Origin of the sequence: Myroides sp. DF42-4-2, from assembly GCF_030326445.1 — a bacterium.
Taxonomy (GTDB): domain Bacteria; phylum Bacteroidota; class Bacteroidia; order Flavobacteriales; family Flavobacteriaceae; genus Flavobacterium.
On record NZ_JACAKI010000001.1, the window covers coordinates 502,367 to 517,264 of the forward strand.

Consider the following 14,898-nt stretch of genomic DNA (forward strand, 5'->3'; position numbering starts at 1 on the left):
GTTTTTTAAACATATAATTAACATATAATTAAGTATGAATTAACAGCGAGTCGATGACGTAAGTAATTCAAACGAAGAGAAATAAGTACAATTTTTAAATTTTGCAATAATGTGTAGAGTAATTAATTATGAGAAAAGTAGTTGTTGTAACTATGCGCGGAGCGATGGTTATACGTTGAATAGTGAAACAATGATTGATTTATATCATCAAAGAACCATGTACTTTGATCTTAATTAAAGTCTAAACATATGAGTAAGAGTAATATTTATATACCAATAAAATCATTTATGAAACGATTTTTATTATTTATTGTTTTTCTATTAAGTGGAGTATTAAGTGCTCAAACGACTGGAGATGCTATTATATTAGCTGACGGTCGTTTTCAAGCTTGTAGTGGAACATTGTATGACAGTGGAGGTATAGCAGGTAATTATCAAAAGGATGAGATGATTACAATGACATTATGCCCAGAAGGTACTGATGGAACTGTTCGACTGAATTTTACTAGTTTCTTATTGGGCGAGGGAGCTTCATTAGAAATCTATAATAATACAGGAGCAACTGATCCTTTTCCTGGAGGTCCATTCACAAGAGATAATCCCATTGAAAATGGAAGAACATTTATCTCAGATAATTTTGCTGGGTGTATAACACTGATTTGGAGAACAGGTGATGCTCCAACAGCACCAGGATTTAGTGCAACTGTATCTTGTAATGCAGAACCTTGTCAAGTTATTACACCAAGAGTGTTGAGAACTATTCCAGCTTTTGATCTGGGAGTAGAACCTGCATGTGAAGAAGATTTAGGGGTTATTCGTGCCTGTATAGGAGAAGAAATTCAGCTGTTTGGGGACGCTGAGTTCTCTAATAGCGACGTTGGTGCGACTTACACATGGGATTTTGATAATGGACATACGTCTAATACAAAAAACACATCCGTCATATATGACGAGAAAGGAGCTTACCGTGTTCGCTTCATAGTGAAAGATGCACTTAACTGTTCTAGAATAGTTAGTTTTGTGATTCAAATTGGTGAAAGTGAAGCTGATTTTACACTAGCGGCTGATAAGCAGTCTTACTGTGTGGGAGAATCCATCAAATTAACTGGTAGCGTTGCCCTTCGAGAAGTTATTTATGAACCAGAAGAACCTGAAAGTAATCCGATTGCCTTACCAGATGGTACAGGTGAATTGTTTTACAGTGATATTCTTTTTAATCAATTCTGTGCTAGCGCAGAAATTGAAAGTCTTGACGACATATTGAGTATTTGTATTGATATTGAACATACTTATTTAGGCGATTTAGATATTATTTTAATTGCACCGAATGGTGCACAAGTATATTTACTGGATCGAGACTCTCCTGAGACTGGCGGAGACGCTAGATCGAATGTGCTTCTTGGGGATCCGAGCAATCGTTCTGCCCAAGAACCTTTTGGTAGTCCACTTACTTACTGTTTTAGTCAAACTGCATTGAAGACGTTAAGAGGGGCTCCTGAACAACCAACCACGGGGTCTACCACTCGATTTACTAATACTAAATCCCCAGGAACATATTTACCTGCACAAAGACAAACCGGAAGACCTGCAAACACGTTGAATAATTTAATCGGCGCGCCGTTGAACGGAAAATGGAGTGTGAGAATTGAAGATAGACTTGGAGTCGATGAAGGCTTTTTCTTTGGTTGGTCAATTAAGTTTAATGACCGTTTTAACTTACCTGATTTGTCATTTGCACCTCAAGTTGTAAGTCAACGTTGGTTGCCAGCTGATGGTTTAGTTGAAACTGGAAATGGAAATGCAACGGTTACTACGAATGTTCCTGGAACCTATACTTTTACCTATGAAGTTGTTGATAATTTCGGTTGTACTTATACGGAAGACATCACTGTTGAAGTAAAAGATACTCCTATTCTAGGACAAATAAGAAACTTACAAGCTTGTATTGATACCCAAACGAAAAAGGCAACTTTTGATTTGACAGATGTAAATAGTAGTATTGACGCGTCAAATAGTTACGATATTACTTATTTTAATACAGAAGCTGATGCAAGAGCAAATCAAAATGCTTTAGGAAATTTGTATGAGTTAGATACAACAAATGGAGTTACTGAGAAAACAATTTGGGTAAGAGTTAAACACAGAAATACAGATTGTTTTACAGTAGATTCGTTTAGATTAATTGCAAGACACTGTGATATTGACTTAGTTACTTTAGATGATTTAACTGTATGTAAGAACGTAGATGGAACTATTCCTACCTTCGATTTAACTCAACAAAATAACATCGTATATCACGGTAATCCGAATTATATCGTACAATATTTCGTATCTAATGAAGATGCAATAGCGAATACTTCTCCAATTGCAAATCCAGCTAATTATGCACTTGCTCAAGGAGAAACAGACCAAACAATATATGTTCGTGTTCACAATAGAGCAGAAGTGAGTGAGTTTGCTACAACATCGTTCATAATTAAGGCTCTTGATTTACCTGTTGTCCCTACTTTAGATCCATTGTATGCTTGTCCTATGGGAGATAAACAAACAGGAATGTTCAATTTAAGTTTATATAATAATCTATTAATTGGAGGGGCTACGAACAAAGAGGTTACTTATTATAAAACAGAACAAGGAGCTATTACGGGTAATCCACAAGATCTAATTGTGAATATTACACAATACGAGTCCTTAGGCGGACGCATAGGTGTGCGTATTACCGATCTTGTTACGGGATGTTTTAACTATGGATCTATTGAATTGATGGTTGTTGACTTACCTGATTTAGATCATAATGTGGTTTCTGTTTCATGTAGTTTATCGACAGCTGATAACGGAATTGCTTCTTTTGATTTAGGTAGTTTAATACCTCAAATACTTGTAGGAAATGTAAATCCTCAGGTAGAGGTTAAGTTTTATAAAACAATTACAAATGCTGAGGCAGAGACAAATGCAATACGAACTAATACGTTTGTAAACGATGTTCCTTTTAATCAAATTATCTATGCTCGTGTTAGTTACTTAAATAGCACTTGTTTTGAGATTGTAGAAGTCGAATTAGTAGCTGCACCTAAAGTTAAAATTGACGAAAGGGTAGATATGCAAGTTTGTGTTGATAACTTGAATCGCGAGATGATAGTTGATTTAACTCAAAACGAAACAACTATATTGGATGGATTAGATCCTGCTCAATATGAAATAACATATTACAGTCGTCGCCAAGATGCAGAGGCAAAAGTTAGAAGAATTACCAACCCTACCTATTATTCAAGTATTGTTTCAAGAAGTGTATGGGTACGAGTGGAATCTAATCAAACGGGATGTTATGGAATATCAAATGTAATTTTAGTACCTGTTTTACAACCAACAGTTGCTGATTTACCTATATACTCCGTATGTGAAGAAACAGGGGGGGAAGGTCTTGCTAATTTCAATTTGAATAGTTATATACAGCAGTTATTAGGTGGAGGTACAGGTTATGGAGTATCTTTCCACAGCTCTGCTAATGATGCGAATACTAACAGTAATCCATTACCGAGTAACTATAGAAACACAACCCCGTATCAACAAAATCTTTATGTACGATTTGTTGCAGATTCTGGATGTGCTACTGTAAAACTATTAGTGTTAAAAGTTTTAGCAGAACCAGTACTTAATATTCCAGAGGAACCAGTGTCGATATGTTCAATTTCTAATGATGGGTTTGGTACATTTAACTTATTAGCCTTAGTGACTGATTTGCAAAATGGTGATCCTAGTATTGCACTGAAGTTTTATGAAACAGAGCAAAATGCTTTAAATGATACGCATGTTATTCAAAATCCAAATGCATACACGAATATTACGCCAGGAGGAAGTACAATTTATGTAAGAGGAGAATTAGCAGGTGGATGTTTCACGGTTCAGCCAATTCAATTACAAGTCATAGCATCTCCAGTACTGCCAATTGCACTTGATGATTTAGTTTTATGTTCAGAGAGTGTACTTGTCGATACTGCTGTTTTTGATTTGACTGTGCAAACAATACCAATTATTTCTGCACAAGTGGATGGGAACAACAATACAGGAAGCTTAGTTGTGCGTTACTTTTTAAACGAAGTTGATGCACAAGCAAACCAAAATGCTATCAATATTCCTACACATTATGTGAATGTAACTAATAACCAAGAAATATGGTATCGCGTTTATCATAAAGGGACGAGTTGTTTTGCTGTAGGGAAGTTCCATTTAATTGTAAATAAACCATTAGCATTAACAACTCCTAGAGAGATTTCTATCTGTCAGCCGGAGATTCCAAATACAGGACGAACAATTTTTGACCTTACCATTCGCGAAACAGAAATTTTGGGGAGAGATATTGATCGCGTTACATTCAAATATTATGAAAACTTAGCAGATGCGAAACAAGATGTAAATGCAATTGCTACACCTACTAGTTATTCGAACACGTCGAATCCGCAAACGATTTGGGTAGCTGTAACAAGTTTTAATGGTTGTCGTGATTATGTTCCTTTAGTCGTTAAAGTATCACCTCTACCAGATGTAAACGATACGCCTAGTCCTTTACATTCATGTGTGATCGATCTAGCCACGAACGCGGCTGTATTTGATCTAACAAGTAAAGCATATGAAATTGCACAGCAATCGAGTGGGTATTTCTTTAAATATTATACAACACCAGGAGGGGCAGCAGCAGGAGATCCAAATGTAGAAATCTTGTTCCCAGCAACCTTTACTAGTCCAAATACGACAGTATATGTTAGAGTAACGTTAGGAAGTTATGCAAACCCATGTTATGTTGTTGTGCCACTGATTTTAATTGCTGATCCACAACCTCGTTTTGATGATATTGTATTTGCTCATTGTTTAGAAAATGCAACAGGCTTTTCTACCTTTAATTTATTAGATAAAAAATCTGAAATTTTAAATGGTAATGATGAAGCTAACATGGATATTTTCTTCTATGTAAAAGAGGCTGATGCTCGTACTCATAATATTGGAAACGCAATTCCACCAGATTATACGTATACCAATACTACTGAAGATAGTCAAACAATTTGGGTTCGTGTGGTGAATAAAACTTCAGGATGTGCTTATGTTGGTAAAATACTATTGGTTGTTGAAGAGCAAGTTAAAGCATTCGATATTGACTTAACAGATTTAACTCGCATTCAAAAATGTGCTTCACCTACAGGACCGAATGGCGTTGCAAGTTTTGATTTAACAGCTTTTGGTCCTGAAATTATAGGCGCACAAAACATTCCTTTAGGGGAATTGGCTCTTATTTATTCGTATAACAATACTGATATTCCAGCTGCGCAATTGGCTAATTTTGAATTGCCGATTGGGACACACGAAATCATAGCTAAAGTTGTACATTTACCACAAACAGATGCTAATGGAGTCGTGACGGAGTACTATTGTACCGCTGAGGTAACTTTTACATTAACTGTAGAAGAAAGCCCAATAGCACCAGTATTACAAGGAGCAATTGTTTGTATTGACTACAATACAGGTAAATTAGTAGATCCTTACACTATTGACTCGGGATACAAAGGAGAAGATTACGAATTCCAATGGCAACATACGAGCCAAACAGGTAGATTTACTGATATTCCTGGAGCTACTAAATCGTACTACGTTGTAGAAGATACGGCACTAGGAAATACGTTCAGAGTTGTTGTGAAGTACAAAGGGCAAAAATGTTCTACGCCTAGTAGTTCAGTAGTATTGACTTTTGTTGACGAAATTCCGATCAAAGTACAAGGAGCTGATTCAACGGGAATGATCAATCAATTAGACGGAGAGGAGACGATCACAGTTACCATCACTTCACCACAAGAGTCTAGTTTATTTGAGTATGCTTTAGATGAAGGAGCTTATCAAGATTCAAGAATGTTCTATGATGTAGCAAACGGTACGCATAGAGTTTGGGTAAGATATAAAGATAACAAGTCGATTTGTCCACAATATTTAGACATATTCGTATTAGGCTATCCGAAGTTCTTTACACCAAATGGAGATGGATTTAATGATACCTGGAATATTTCAGCATTAAAAGGACATCCAGAAGCGGTAATCTATATTTACGACAGATTTGGTAAACTATTGAAACAACTTAGCCCTTCTAACGAAGGATGGGATGGAACATTTAATGGAAAATCAATGCCGTCAACAGATTACTGGTTTACTGTTGAATATTTAGAAGAACCAAGACAAGCGAATCAAGTGCCTCGAAAAGTTCAGTTTAAAGGACATTTCTCACTAAAACGATAATTTAGGATATGAAGATATTTAAGAAAAGATATTTAGCAGTGGCGTTATTAGTTACTCAAATGAGTAATGCGCAAGACGGTGGATTACCTATCTATTCGGATTATTTGTCTGATAACTATTACTTGCTTCATCCAGCAATGGCGGGGTTGAAAAATAGTACACAGGTACGAGGAGCTATAAGACAACAATGGGGAGATGTAGATGACGCTCCCCAAACCCAAACATTAACAGTTAATACCCGAATCGGTGAAAGATCGGGTATTGGTATCATCGCCTTCTCAGATAAGAACGGTTATCATGCTGAAACAGGAGCCAAGCTTACCTATGCGCATCACATTACTTTTAGTGAATCGCGTTATGAGTTGAATATGTTATCTTTTGGTATGAGTGCTGGTTTTTCACGTATCACACTGGACGAAACTAAATTTGGATCTGTTTACGACCCAATTTTAAGCGGAGGACTCGAAGTGAAAGACAGTTACTTTACTGTAGATTTTGGTGCGGCGTATCACAGAGAAAATTTCTTCTCTATGTTTACTGTTAAAAATGCAGTTACTAGTAAAAGAGAACTTTATTCAGATGTTGAAAGTGATAATTCACGCCGTTACTTATTAGGTGCAGGTTACACTTTTGGCGATGCAAAATTCAATGGTGGATGGATGTATGAGCCTTCTGTTTTAGTTCAATACGTAGAAGAAACTGAATTGAAACTCGTTGACATCAACATGAAAGTGTATAAGACATTCGAAGATGCAAAATTATGGGCAGGTGTTTCTTACCGCCGTGATTTTGACAACGCAGAATACGTGAAAGGCGGATCAACTAAAAAACAAGCCCTTCAAAGTTTAAGCCCCCTTCTTGGAGGTTCTTATAAAAACTTTAGCTTGACGTATACCTATACGCATGAACTAGGTGACCGTACGTTTAATAAAAGTGGATTCCACTTGTTTACACTCGGTGTAAATATATTTTCAAAACGCAGTTCGTTGGATTGTAATTGTCCAAACTTACACGATTAATAAAAAAAGTCCCGATATTTATCGGGACTTTTTTTTTAGTATTGAATTATGATTATAAAAGAAATAAGAGGAAAGTATCCTCAAATCGAAGCGGATTGTTATCTCGCAGAAAATGTTACTATCGTAGGGGATGTAACAATAGGTAAGCAATGCAGTGTTTGGTTTAACGCGGTCATTCGCGGTGATGTAAACACAATTACCATTGGAGATAAGGTCAATATCCAAGACGGCGCTATTATTCACTGTACCTACGAAAAACACCCCACTGTGATTGGGAATAACGTTTCTATAGGACATCAAGCCATGGTCCACGGTTGTGTCATCCACGATAATGTATTGATCGGAATGGGGGCTATTGTCATGGATAACTGTATTGTACACAGCAACACTATAATCGCTGCTGGAGCGGTTGTCACACAAAATACGGTAGTCGAGCCTGGAAGTATATATGCCGGAGTTCCCGCAAAAAAAGTTAAGGATATCGACGCTTCAGCCTTCGCTGGCGAAATCCAACGAATCGCCGATAATTACGTCATGTATTCGAGTTGGTATAAATAGGATGGAGTGGGGGCGGCGTTGACGAAGCAATGAGCTCATCACTCCCTTCAAAAAAAGCATGGAGAAATCGCCATGCTTTTAGTATTAGAACTGAATTTCTCGAACGAGATGTGAAGAAGGAACAAATGTTTTTAAAACAGTTGTATCCACATTGCTGTAAAAAATACAACTACCTGGAGCGGTGCTGTCATTTAGCAAATCGTGTTGCTGTAGTATTTTTTGCGTGTGTTTAGCAACGGCTGCTCCCGAATCAATAATGAGAACATCTTCGGGAATAATGGTTTTTATGATAGGAGTCAGATAGGGGTAATGCGTACACCCCAAGACCAAGGTGTCCATGCCTTGTTCAACCATGGGTATAAGATACAATTGCAAGAGATCTTTAATTTCTTGCGACTCTAACTTTCCCGCCTCGATGAGCGTGACTAAATTATAGCCGATTTGCTCAATTATTTTTACGTTGGGGTATAGTTTTAGTTTAGCGGTGAATAAATCGCTTGTAATGGTTCCTTTGGTGGCTAAAACACCTATGGTTGAGGTTTTGGTCAGTAGAGAAGCTGGTTTGATCGCCGGTTCTATACCAATAATGGGAATAGTAAATGAAGCTCTTAGTTCGTCAATGGCGTTAGTCGTTGCGGTGTTACATGCAACCACAACTAGCTTACACCCTTGATCTACAAGGTGTTTAACGTTTTTGTGCGAAAGTGCAATGATCGCTTCTTTGGTTTGTGTACCATAAGGTGCATTTTTTTGATCCGCTAAAAATACAGTGTTTTCACTTGGCATTAATTTGTTTATTTCTTGCCATATTGTGGTTCCACCTATACCAGAATCAAAGAGTCCTATTGGATTTGTTTTTTTCATAAGTAGAACAAAAATAAAAAAGTCCGTCATAAAAACGGACTTTTTTTAGTTTATGATAGTAAATTATTTTATACCTAATTCTTTTTTAACATCAGCAGCTAAGTCTGTACCGTCAGCTAATAATACTCCAGAACCCATTGAAGAGTCTAATACGTATTGAACACCTTGTGCACGTGCTACTTTTTGAATGGCAGTTCTTGCTTTTTCGAAAATAGGTTGAGTTAAATCAACTTCTTTCTTTTGTAACTCTTGTCCAGCTGTAGTTTGGAATTGTTGGATTCGCTGTAAAAGATCTTCTACTTCTTTTTGTCTTTCTTCGTTTACTTTGTCTCCAACTGTTGCAGCTTCTGTTTGGTATTTTTGAGCTTTTGTTTGATACTCAGTTACCATTGTTCCGTATTCTTTTTGATATTTTTCACCTAATGCTTTCAATTCAGCCTCTGCTGATTTCATTGCAGGCATTTCTGTAATCAAAGCTTGAACATCGATGTGTGCAACTTTCGTTTGTGCTGTTGCTGAGCTAACGCCTAAAAACACTACTGCTGCAATCAATAAGGATTTCATTTTTTTCATTGTATTCGTTTTTTATATTATTTTACTTGTTACGTGGTTATTTATTTTTTGCGGCTTCAATTTGTCGTTTTAATTCTTCTTGTTCTTGAAGCTTTTTTTTGCGTTGTTCTTCTTGTTCTTCCTGCACGCGTTTTTTAATTTCTTCTTGTTTGCGTTGGGTTTCTTCTATTTGTCTACGACGTTGTTCTAAAGCGTCTTTTTTTCTTTGTTCTGTTTCTTCTCGGCGCTTTTCTTCTAAGGCTCTTCGCTCGGCAATAAGCTTCTCTAACTCTTCGTTTTTGTCGCTTTTTTGTTGCTGTTCAACCTCTTTTCGCTTGCGCTCTTTTTCCTCTAACAACTTTCTTTCGCGTTCTTGCTTTGCGCGTTCCGCTTCCTCTTGTTGCTGCTTGAGTTGATTCTCTCGTTCAAGTTGCAGTTGTTCTCTCTTTTGCTGCTCTTCTTTCTTCTTGCGCTCAGTTTCTTCTTGTTGCTGCTTGAGCTGTTTTTCTCGTTCTAATTGAAGCTGCTCTCTGTTTTCTTTCTCCTCCTTCTTCTTGCGCTCCATTTCTTCCTGTTTTTGCAGGAGTAATTGTTTTTGAGCTTCAATCTTTTCTTTTCGGATGCGCTCTGTCTCTGCTCTTTTTTCCTCCAACTCTCTGAGTTTCTCCTCTTGTTGGCGTTTTATAGACTCTTCGCGACTTAATTGCTCATGATCCGAAGTGTTTTGCTGTTTTTGTTGCTTTTCTTCTTTTTGCTCCTGACGCATTTGGCGTTCTGCCTCTTGTCTGCGCTTTTGTTGTTCTTCGCGTCGACTTTGTCTCAGGGCAATTGCATCTTCTTCTTTCTCTTCCTTCTCAACAGCTTCTACCTGTTCTGCAGTCATGTTTTGCTTTCTGCGCGCTGTTGTCATACGACGAATGACTAAATTACTAATATCATATCGTTTATCGGCAATCAACATCGTAGTTTCTGCATTTTTATCTAATACATAATCGTACTTTCGCGCTTCAGCAATATCCTGTACCATAGCAAATACTTGATCCTGAATCGGTTTCGCTAAACTGATTTTTTGCGAAAAATACTCCCCATCCGTGCCAAAATATTTTTGTTGGTATTTTAAAAGATCGTCTTCGAGTTCGCCAATAGTCTCTTCTTTTTCGTTGATTAAATCACGAGTCAGCAGAATGCGCTCATTGGCTAAATCTGTTTTGAGGTTTTTTATCTCTTCTTTTTTCTTGTCAATTTCTTGTTTCCAGCCTTCCGCACGTGAGGATAATTGCGCACTTGCTTCTGTGTATTCTGGCACATGTCGCAAGATGAGTTCCATATCGATATAGGCAACTCGAGCAGACCCTCCTTGTGCAAAGGAAAAGGAATAACCAAAAATACTGATTAAAAAAATAAAAAGATACCTCATAAGTTGTTAAATTTTAGCAAAGTGTATCACTAAAACTGTTGTCCAAGGATAAAGTGAACCTCCCAACCATTCTTCTCACGCAATCCTGGAGGTGCGTCAAATCCATATCCAAAGTCAATACCCAATAGACCAAACATCGGCATAATCACACGAACACCTAATCCTGCTGATCGTTTTAAATCAAACGGATTGTACTCTTTAAATGAATCGAATGCTGCTCCAGCCTCTGCAAATGACAATACATAAACAGACGCACTTGGTTTTAGTGTAATAGGATAACGTAATTCTAGGGTGAATTTATTGTATATCGTACCTCCAATTTGTTCACCGTTCTGATTTATTGGTGTCAAAGCTTGATTTTTATACCCTCTTAATTGGATTACTTCACGTCCATCCAAAGAGAAGTTTGCCAATCCATCTCCACCAACGTAGAAACGCTCAAACGGCACAACCCCGCGGTTGTTGTTGTAGGCACCCATATAACCAAATTCCCCAACTGTTCTGAATACTAATTTATCGTAAATTGTCGTATACCAATCCCCTTTGAATTTTAATTTGTAAAATTCTAACCAGTTGAATCGTTTTTGATCCACTTTACTAGCGTCAGCAGTTGCATCTTGCCAATTGTTTACTGGTTGTCCGGATGCGTTTAAGTAAGTGCCCTCTGGAATAACTAAGCCCGTATTCGGATCTACTTGTCCAGGTCTTGATTTGTATTTGTATTCTTGCTGATTCGCAAGATTTTTGTAATCTACATTGTTGAATAAAGAGTATGGAGGAGTGAATTTTCCACTGATACTAAAGTAAGAACCAAAAGTTGGGAAGTTAGGATCCATTCCGCGGTTATCTCTCTTTAATTCTATTTCGTACGATAAGTTTCTCGAAGAACCATCACCGAATGTAAACAATCCCGTGTTGTAGTTTTTCATATCATAGTATTGGAAACTCAACGTATGCGATAAAACGAAGAAATCATCTGGAACGCTTAATTGCTTGGCAACCCCTAAGTTAATCGTCGTAATATCAAAACCTCTACTACGGTCAGTTCTTCTGCTGTAGTAGTCGTATAAATTCTGTTTACTGTAGGCAATCGTACCAAATAAGTTTACCGGTTTCTTTTTACCTAACCAAGGTTCAGAGAAACTAATACTATACGTTTGGAAGTATGAACTTCCTTGTAATCTCAATGCCAATGATTGACCATCTCCCATAGGGAATGGGTGGTATGCTTTTTTGTTGAAGATATTGCGCAAAGAGAAGTTGTTGAATGATAATCCCAAGGTTCCGATGAAACCTCCTCCACCGTATCCTCCTTGTAATTCAACCTGGCTCGATCCCTTCTCAGCGATTGACCATTCTACATCAACCGTTCCAGCAGCTGGATCTGGATTTAAGATATCGGGTACAATAGCTTGGGCATCAAAAATATTTAATTGACCTAGGCGGCGCATTGTTTCCATAACCATGGCTTTACTCCAAATCTCACCTGGTCTTGTACGCAATGTACGGTGAATCACGTGATCATGGGTATATTCGTTTCCACGTACGGTAATATTGTTGAAGCGCGCGATAGGTCCTTCAGTAATTCGAATTTCAAAATCAATTGTATCATTCGCTGTTTTTACCTCTACAGGGGTAATGTTAGAGAATAAATACCCGTTGTTTTGGTACTGATTGGTTAAGTTAAACCCGTCTGGATCCGTTTGATCGTTGATTCGTTTGTTCAACAAAACACCGTTGTACACTTCGCCTTTTCCAATGCCCAAAACTTGGCTTAATTCCCTATTGGTATAAACCGTATTTCCAATAAAGCGGATGTCACCAATGTAGTATTTGTTTCCTTCTTCTACATCAATGTTAATCGCCATGCGATTCGTTTTTGGATCGTATGCCGTAGTATCTGCTATAACACGTGCATCGCGGTATCCTTTTTCTTTGTACTTGTCTACTAAACGGTCCAAATCTTCTTCGTACTTCGTTTGGATAAATTTAGAAGGTTTGAAGATTCGCAAAGGATTAAAAGGACTGCGTTTTTTCGTGTCTTTTAATGCTTTGCGCAATTGTTTGTCGGTTAATTGTTCATTTCCTTCAAATACAATGTCGGAAATACGAACTTTTTTACCGCGATCAATCCCAACGATTAAATCCACGTAACGACCTGTTGAATCAGTCGGTACTGTATTTAAAGTTACTTTGGTGTTGTAATATCCGTCTTTTTTATACTTGTTTAAAAGGTAGTATTTAGTTGTAGAAAGCAAGTTCTCATTGACAATTTTTCCCTTTGTCAATTTAGCTTCTTTAATTACTGTTTCTGATTTGGCCTTTTTGTATCCTTTTACCTTAGCTGCACTTAAACGAGGTAATTCGTTTAAAGACAATTCTAAGTTAATCGTATCATTAACAACCGATGTTTCGTATATGTTGATATCTTTAAAAAAACCAAGTTTCCATAGTTTTTTCAATGCATCACTTATCTCTTCTCCAGGAACAGAAATTTTTTGTCCTTTACTTAAACCTGTAAAAGTAACAACTGTTTGGGGGTTGTAATTGATTTTACCGGTAACTTTTATATCTCCTAAAATGTATGTTTTAGGGGTTTCTAAAGTAGGAATATAGTCCCCTTGTTGTGCGTGAGCACTACTACAAATTAGACCTGCAATAAACAGGGCAAAAAGTGAGATGCCTTTTTGAAACATTATTTTCGTTTTTATTTAATTTGTTCACTAGTTTTTCCATATCTTCTCTCTCTTTGTTGATACGACAGTATCGATCGATAGAGTTCTTCTTCAGAGAAGTCTGGCCATAATACCTCCGTAAAGTACAATTCAGCATAAGCGATTTGCCAGAGCAAGAAATTGCTAATTCTCTGTTCCCCGCTGGTGCGAATTAACAAATCAACATCAGGCATATTATGCGTGTAAAGATGCTCATTAATAATTGATTCGTCAATATTGTCTTCTGAAATTATATTATTTTTAACTTTAATAGAAATTTCCTTAATTGCGTGTATTATTTCTGCTCTAGCGCCATAACTTAGTGCTAAAGTTACAGTCATCCTTTTGTTTTCTTTCGTTTTGTCAATTGTTGTTGCCAAATTTTGACGTACTTTTTCTGGAAGTAACTCAAGATTTCCAATTGCGTTTAAGGCAATTTGGTTTTCCATAAAGGTAGGGAGTTCTTTAGCAAGTGATTTTACAAGCAATTCCATCAGTTTATCTACTTCAAATTTAGGTCTGTTCCAATTTTCAGTAGAAAAAGCGTAGAGTGTCAAGTATTCAATGCCTATTTCTCTGCATTTTGTAAGGGTGGTTCTCAGGGATTTAACGCCATTTTCATGCCCGATTGTTCTGAGGAATCCACGTTGTTTTGCCCATCTACCATTGCCATCCATTATAATTGCAATATGCTTTGGTAGATTGCTCATGTTTATTTGTTCTTTCAATTTCATTTAATCTGCGCAATAACAAGGATTATGTCCAAAAGTATAACTTATTGTAATTCCAGAGTAGAAAAACCAATCATTTCCGTTCTTTCCAAATCGAAAGTTTTCCAATTTTGATTCAGCAGGGTAACTCCCATCTAGATTATTTGTAAAACTATACGTAGCGGTAACTTCTGCATTAATATTAATTTGAGGATGAACCCTGATTTTCATTCCTGCTGCAAAGGGGATAGCCCCTGTATATTTTTTGTCTCCTTTAGAGAGCCTTGATCCTCTATAGTATAAATCCGTATAGCGAACACCTGATATTCCAGCAAACAAATAAGGGGTCATGGCAAAATTCTCTTGGTGTAAGTCGAACTCAAAAAAATTAAATTCAATCCCCAAGCTCAATTGCTGAATGGTGTTGTCAAAACGTAACCCCCTTGCTTTTCGGCTTTCACTTGAAGCATCAGCGTCATTGCCAACCAACTTTTGTTGACTGAAACTCACGCGATAGGAATGCCTCGGGCTTTTATTCCATCTGTAAAAAACGTTATAGCCTAGGTTCTTTGGGTTAATAAACTGAGTGGAACCAATGTCGCCCACATAGTTTGTGCCACCTAAACCGAAGCCCACTTCATGAATCTGAGCGTGTGCTAAAGGCATGCTAAGCAGTATGATAAATGTAAGTAAAGCCTTTTTCATTTTGTTAAAATAATTCACAAATATAATAATAATGCCTTCTCTTTGTTTGAAAAATAATAATTTGTTCTAAACAAATTCAAACA

The 14,898-nt window shown here is 37.1% G+C and carries 9 protein-coding genes; 3 read left to right on the plus strand and 6 right to left on the minus strand.

Annotation, left to right across the window (positions count from 1 at the left end):
• The first annotated feature begins 288 nt into the window (after positions 1-288).
• The 3 genes from HX062_RS02210 to HX062_RS02220 are packed head-to-tail and all read left to right on the plus strand — an operon-like array spanning position 289 to position 7,853.
• Entirely contained in the window at positions 289-6,276 is a 5,988-nt protein-coding gene (locus HX062_RS02210) for an FIDD domain-containing protein (protein ID WP_286466231.1), read from the plus strand.
• Positions 6,277-6,284: 8 nt separating this feature from the next.
• A complete protein-coding gene (locus HX062_RS02215) occupies positions 6,285-7,295 on the plus strand; it encodes a PorP/SprF family type IX secretion system membrane protein (protein WP_182625572.1) in 1,011 nt (336 codons plus the stop codon).
• A 48-nt stretch (positions 7,296-7,343) separates the two neighbouring features.
• Positions 7,344-7,853 (plus strand): gamma carbonic anhydrase family protein, encoded by a 510-nt coding sequence (locus HX062_RS02220; RefSeq protein WP_286466234.1) that lies wholly within the window; start codon positions 7,344-7,346, stop codon positions 7,851-7,853.
• An 84-nt stretch (positions 7,854-7,937) separates the two neighbouring features.
• Here HX062_RS02220 and murI read toward each other — a convergent pair whose 3' ends face one another.
• The 6 genes from murI to porG all read right to left on the minus strand — a co-directional run bounded on the left by murI (position 7,938) and on the right by porG (position 14,815).
• Positions 7,938-8,717 carry a glutamate racemase gene (murI, locus tag HX062_RS02225; protein ID WP_286466332.1) on the minus strand — a complete coding sequence of 260 codons (780 nt, stop codon included), beginning with the start codon at positions 8,715-8,717 and terminating at the stop codon, positions 7,938-7,940.
• A 63-nt stretch (positions 8,718-8,780) separates the two neighbouring features.
• Positions 8,781-9,290 carry an OmpH/Skp family outer membrane protein gene (locus HX062_RS02230; protein WP_182625574.1) on the minus strand — a complete coding sequence of 170 codons (510 nt, stop codon included), beginning with the start codon at positions 9,288-9,290 and terminating at the stop codon, positions 8,781-8,783.
• 37 nt (positions 9,291-9,327) lie between these two features.
• Positions 9,328-10,686: an OmpH family outer membrane protein gene (locus tag HX062_RS02235; RefSeq protein ID WP_286466236.1), complete on the minus strand. Its 1,359-nt coding sequence runs from the start codon at positions 10,684-10,686 to the stop codon at positions 9,328-9,330.
• A gap of 29 nt (positions 10,687-10,715) precedes the next feature.
• Positions 10,716-13,382, minus strand: a complete 2,667-nt coding sequence (locus HX062_RS02240; protein WP_286466238.1) for a BamA/OMP85 family outer membrane protein — start codon at positions 13,380-13,382, stop codon at positions 10,716-10,718.
• A gap of 11 nt (positions 13,383-13,393) precedes the next feature.
• Positions 13,394-14,134: an undecaprenyl pyrophosphate synthase gene (gene uppS / locus HX062_RS02245; protein ID WP_182625577.1), complete on the minus strand. Its 741-nt coding sequence runs from the start codon at positions 14,132-14,134 to the stop codon at positions 13,394-13,396.
• Positions 14,135-14,815: a type IX secretion system protein PorG gene (gene porG / locus HX062_RS02250; RefSeq protein WP_182625578.1), complete on the minus strand. Its 681-nt coding sequence runs from the start codon at positions 14,813-14,815 to the stop codon at positions 14,135-14,137. It lies immediately after the preceding gene.
• Between the last annotated feature and the right edge of the window lie 83 nt (positions 14,816-14,898).

What these genes read in the sequence shown, in the direction of transcription:
- HX062_RS02220 (WP_286466234.1), top strand. Translation starts at nt 7,344, where the DNA reads ATGATTATAAAAGAAATAAGAGGAAAGTATCCTCAAATCGAAGCGGAT.
- HX062_RS02215 (WP_182625572.1), top strand. Translation starts at nt 6,285, where the DNA reads ATGAAGATATTTAAGAAAAGATATTTAGCAGTGGCGTTATTAGTTACT.
- HX062_RS02230 (WP_182625574.1), bottom strand. Translation starts at nt 9,290, where the DNA reads ATGAAAAAAATGAAATCCTTATTGATTGCAGCAGTAGTGTTTTTAGGC.
- murI (WP_286466332.1), bottom strand. Translation starts at nt 8,717, where the DNA reads ATGAAAAAAACAAATCCAATAGGACTCTTTGATTCTGGTATAGGTGGA.
- uppS (WP_182625577.1), bottom strand. Translation starts at nt 14,134, where the DNA reads ATGAAATTGAAAGAACAAATAAACATGAGCAATCTACCAAAGCATATT.
- porG (WP_182625578.1), bottom strand. Translation starts at nt 14,815, where the DNA reads ATGAAAAAGGCTTTACTTACATTTATCATACTGCTTAGCATGCCTTTA.
- HX062_RS02240 (WP_286466238.1), bottom strand. Translation starts at nt 13,382, where the DNA reads ATGTTTCAAAAAGGCATCTCACTTTTTGCCCTGTTTATTGCAGGTCTA.
- HX062_RS02235 (WP_286466236.1), bottom strand. Translation starts at nt 10,686, where the DNA reads ATGAGGTATCTTTTTATTTTTTTAATCAGTATTTTTGGTTATTCCTTT.
- HX062_RS02210 (WP_286466231.1), top strand. Translation starts at nt 289, where the DNA reads ATGAAACGATTTTTATTATTTATTGTTTTTCTATTAAGTGGAGTATTA.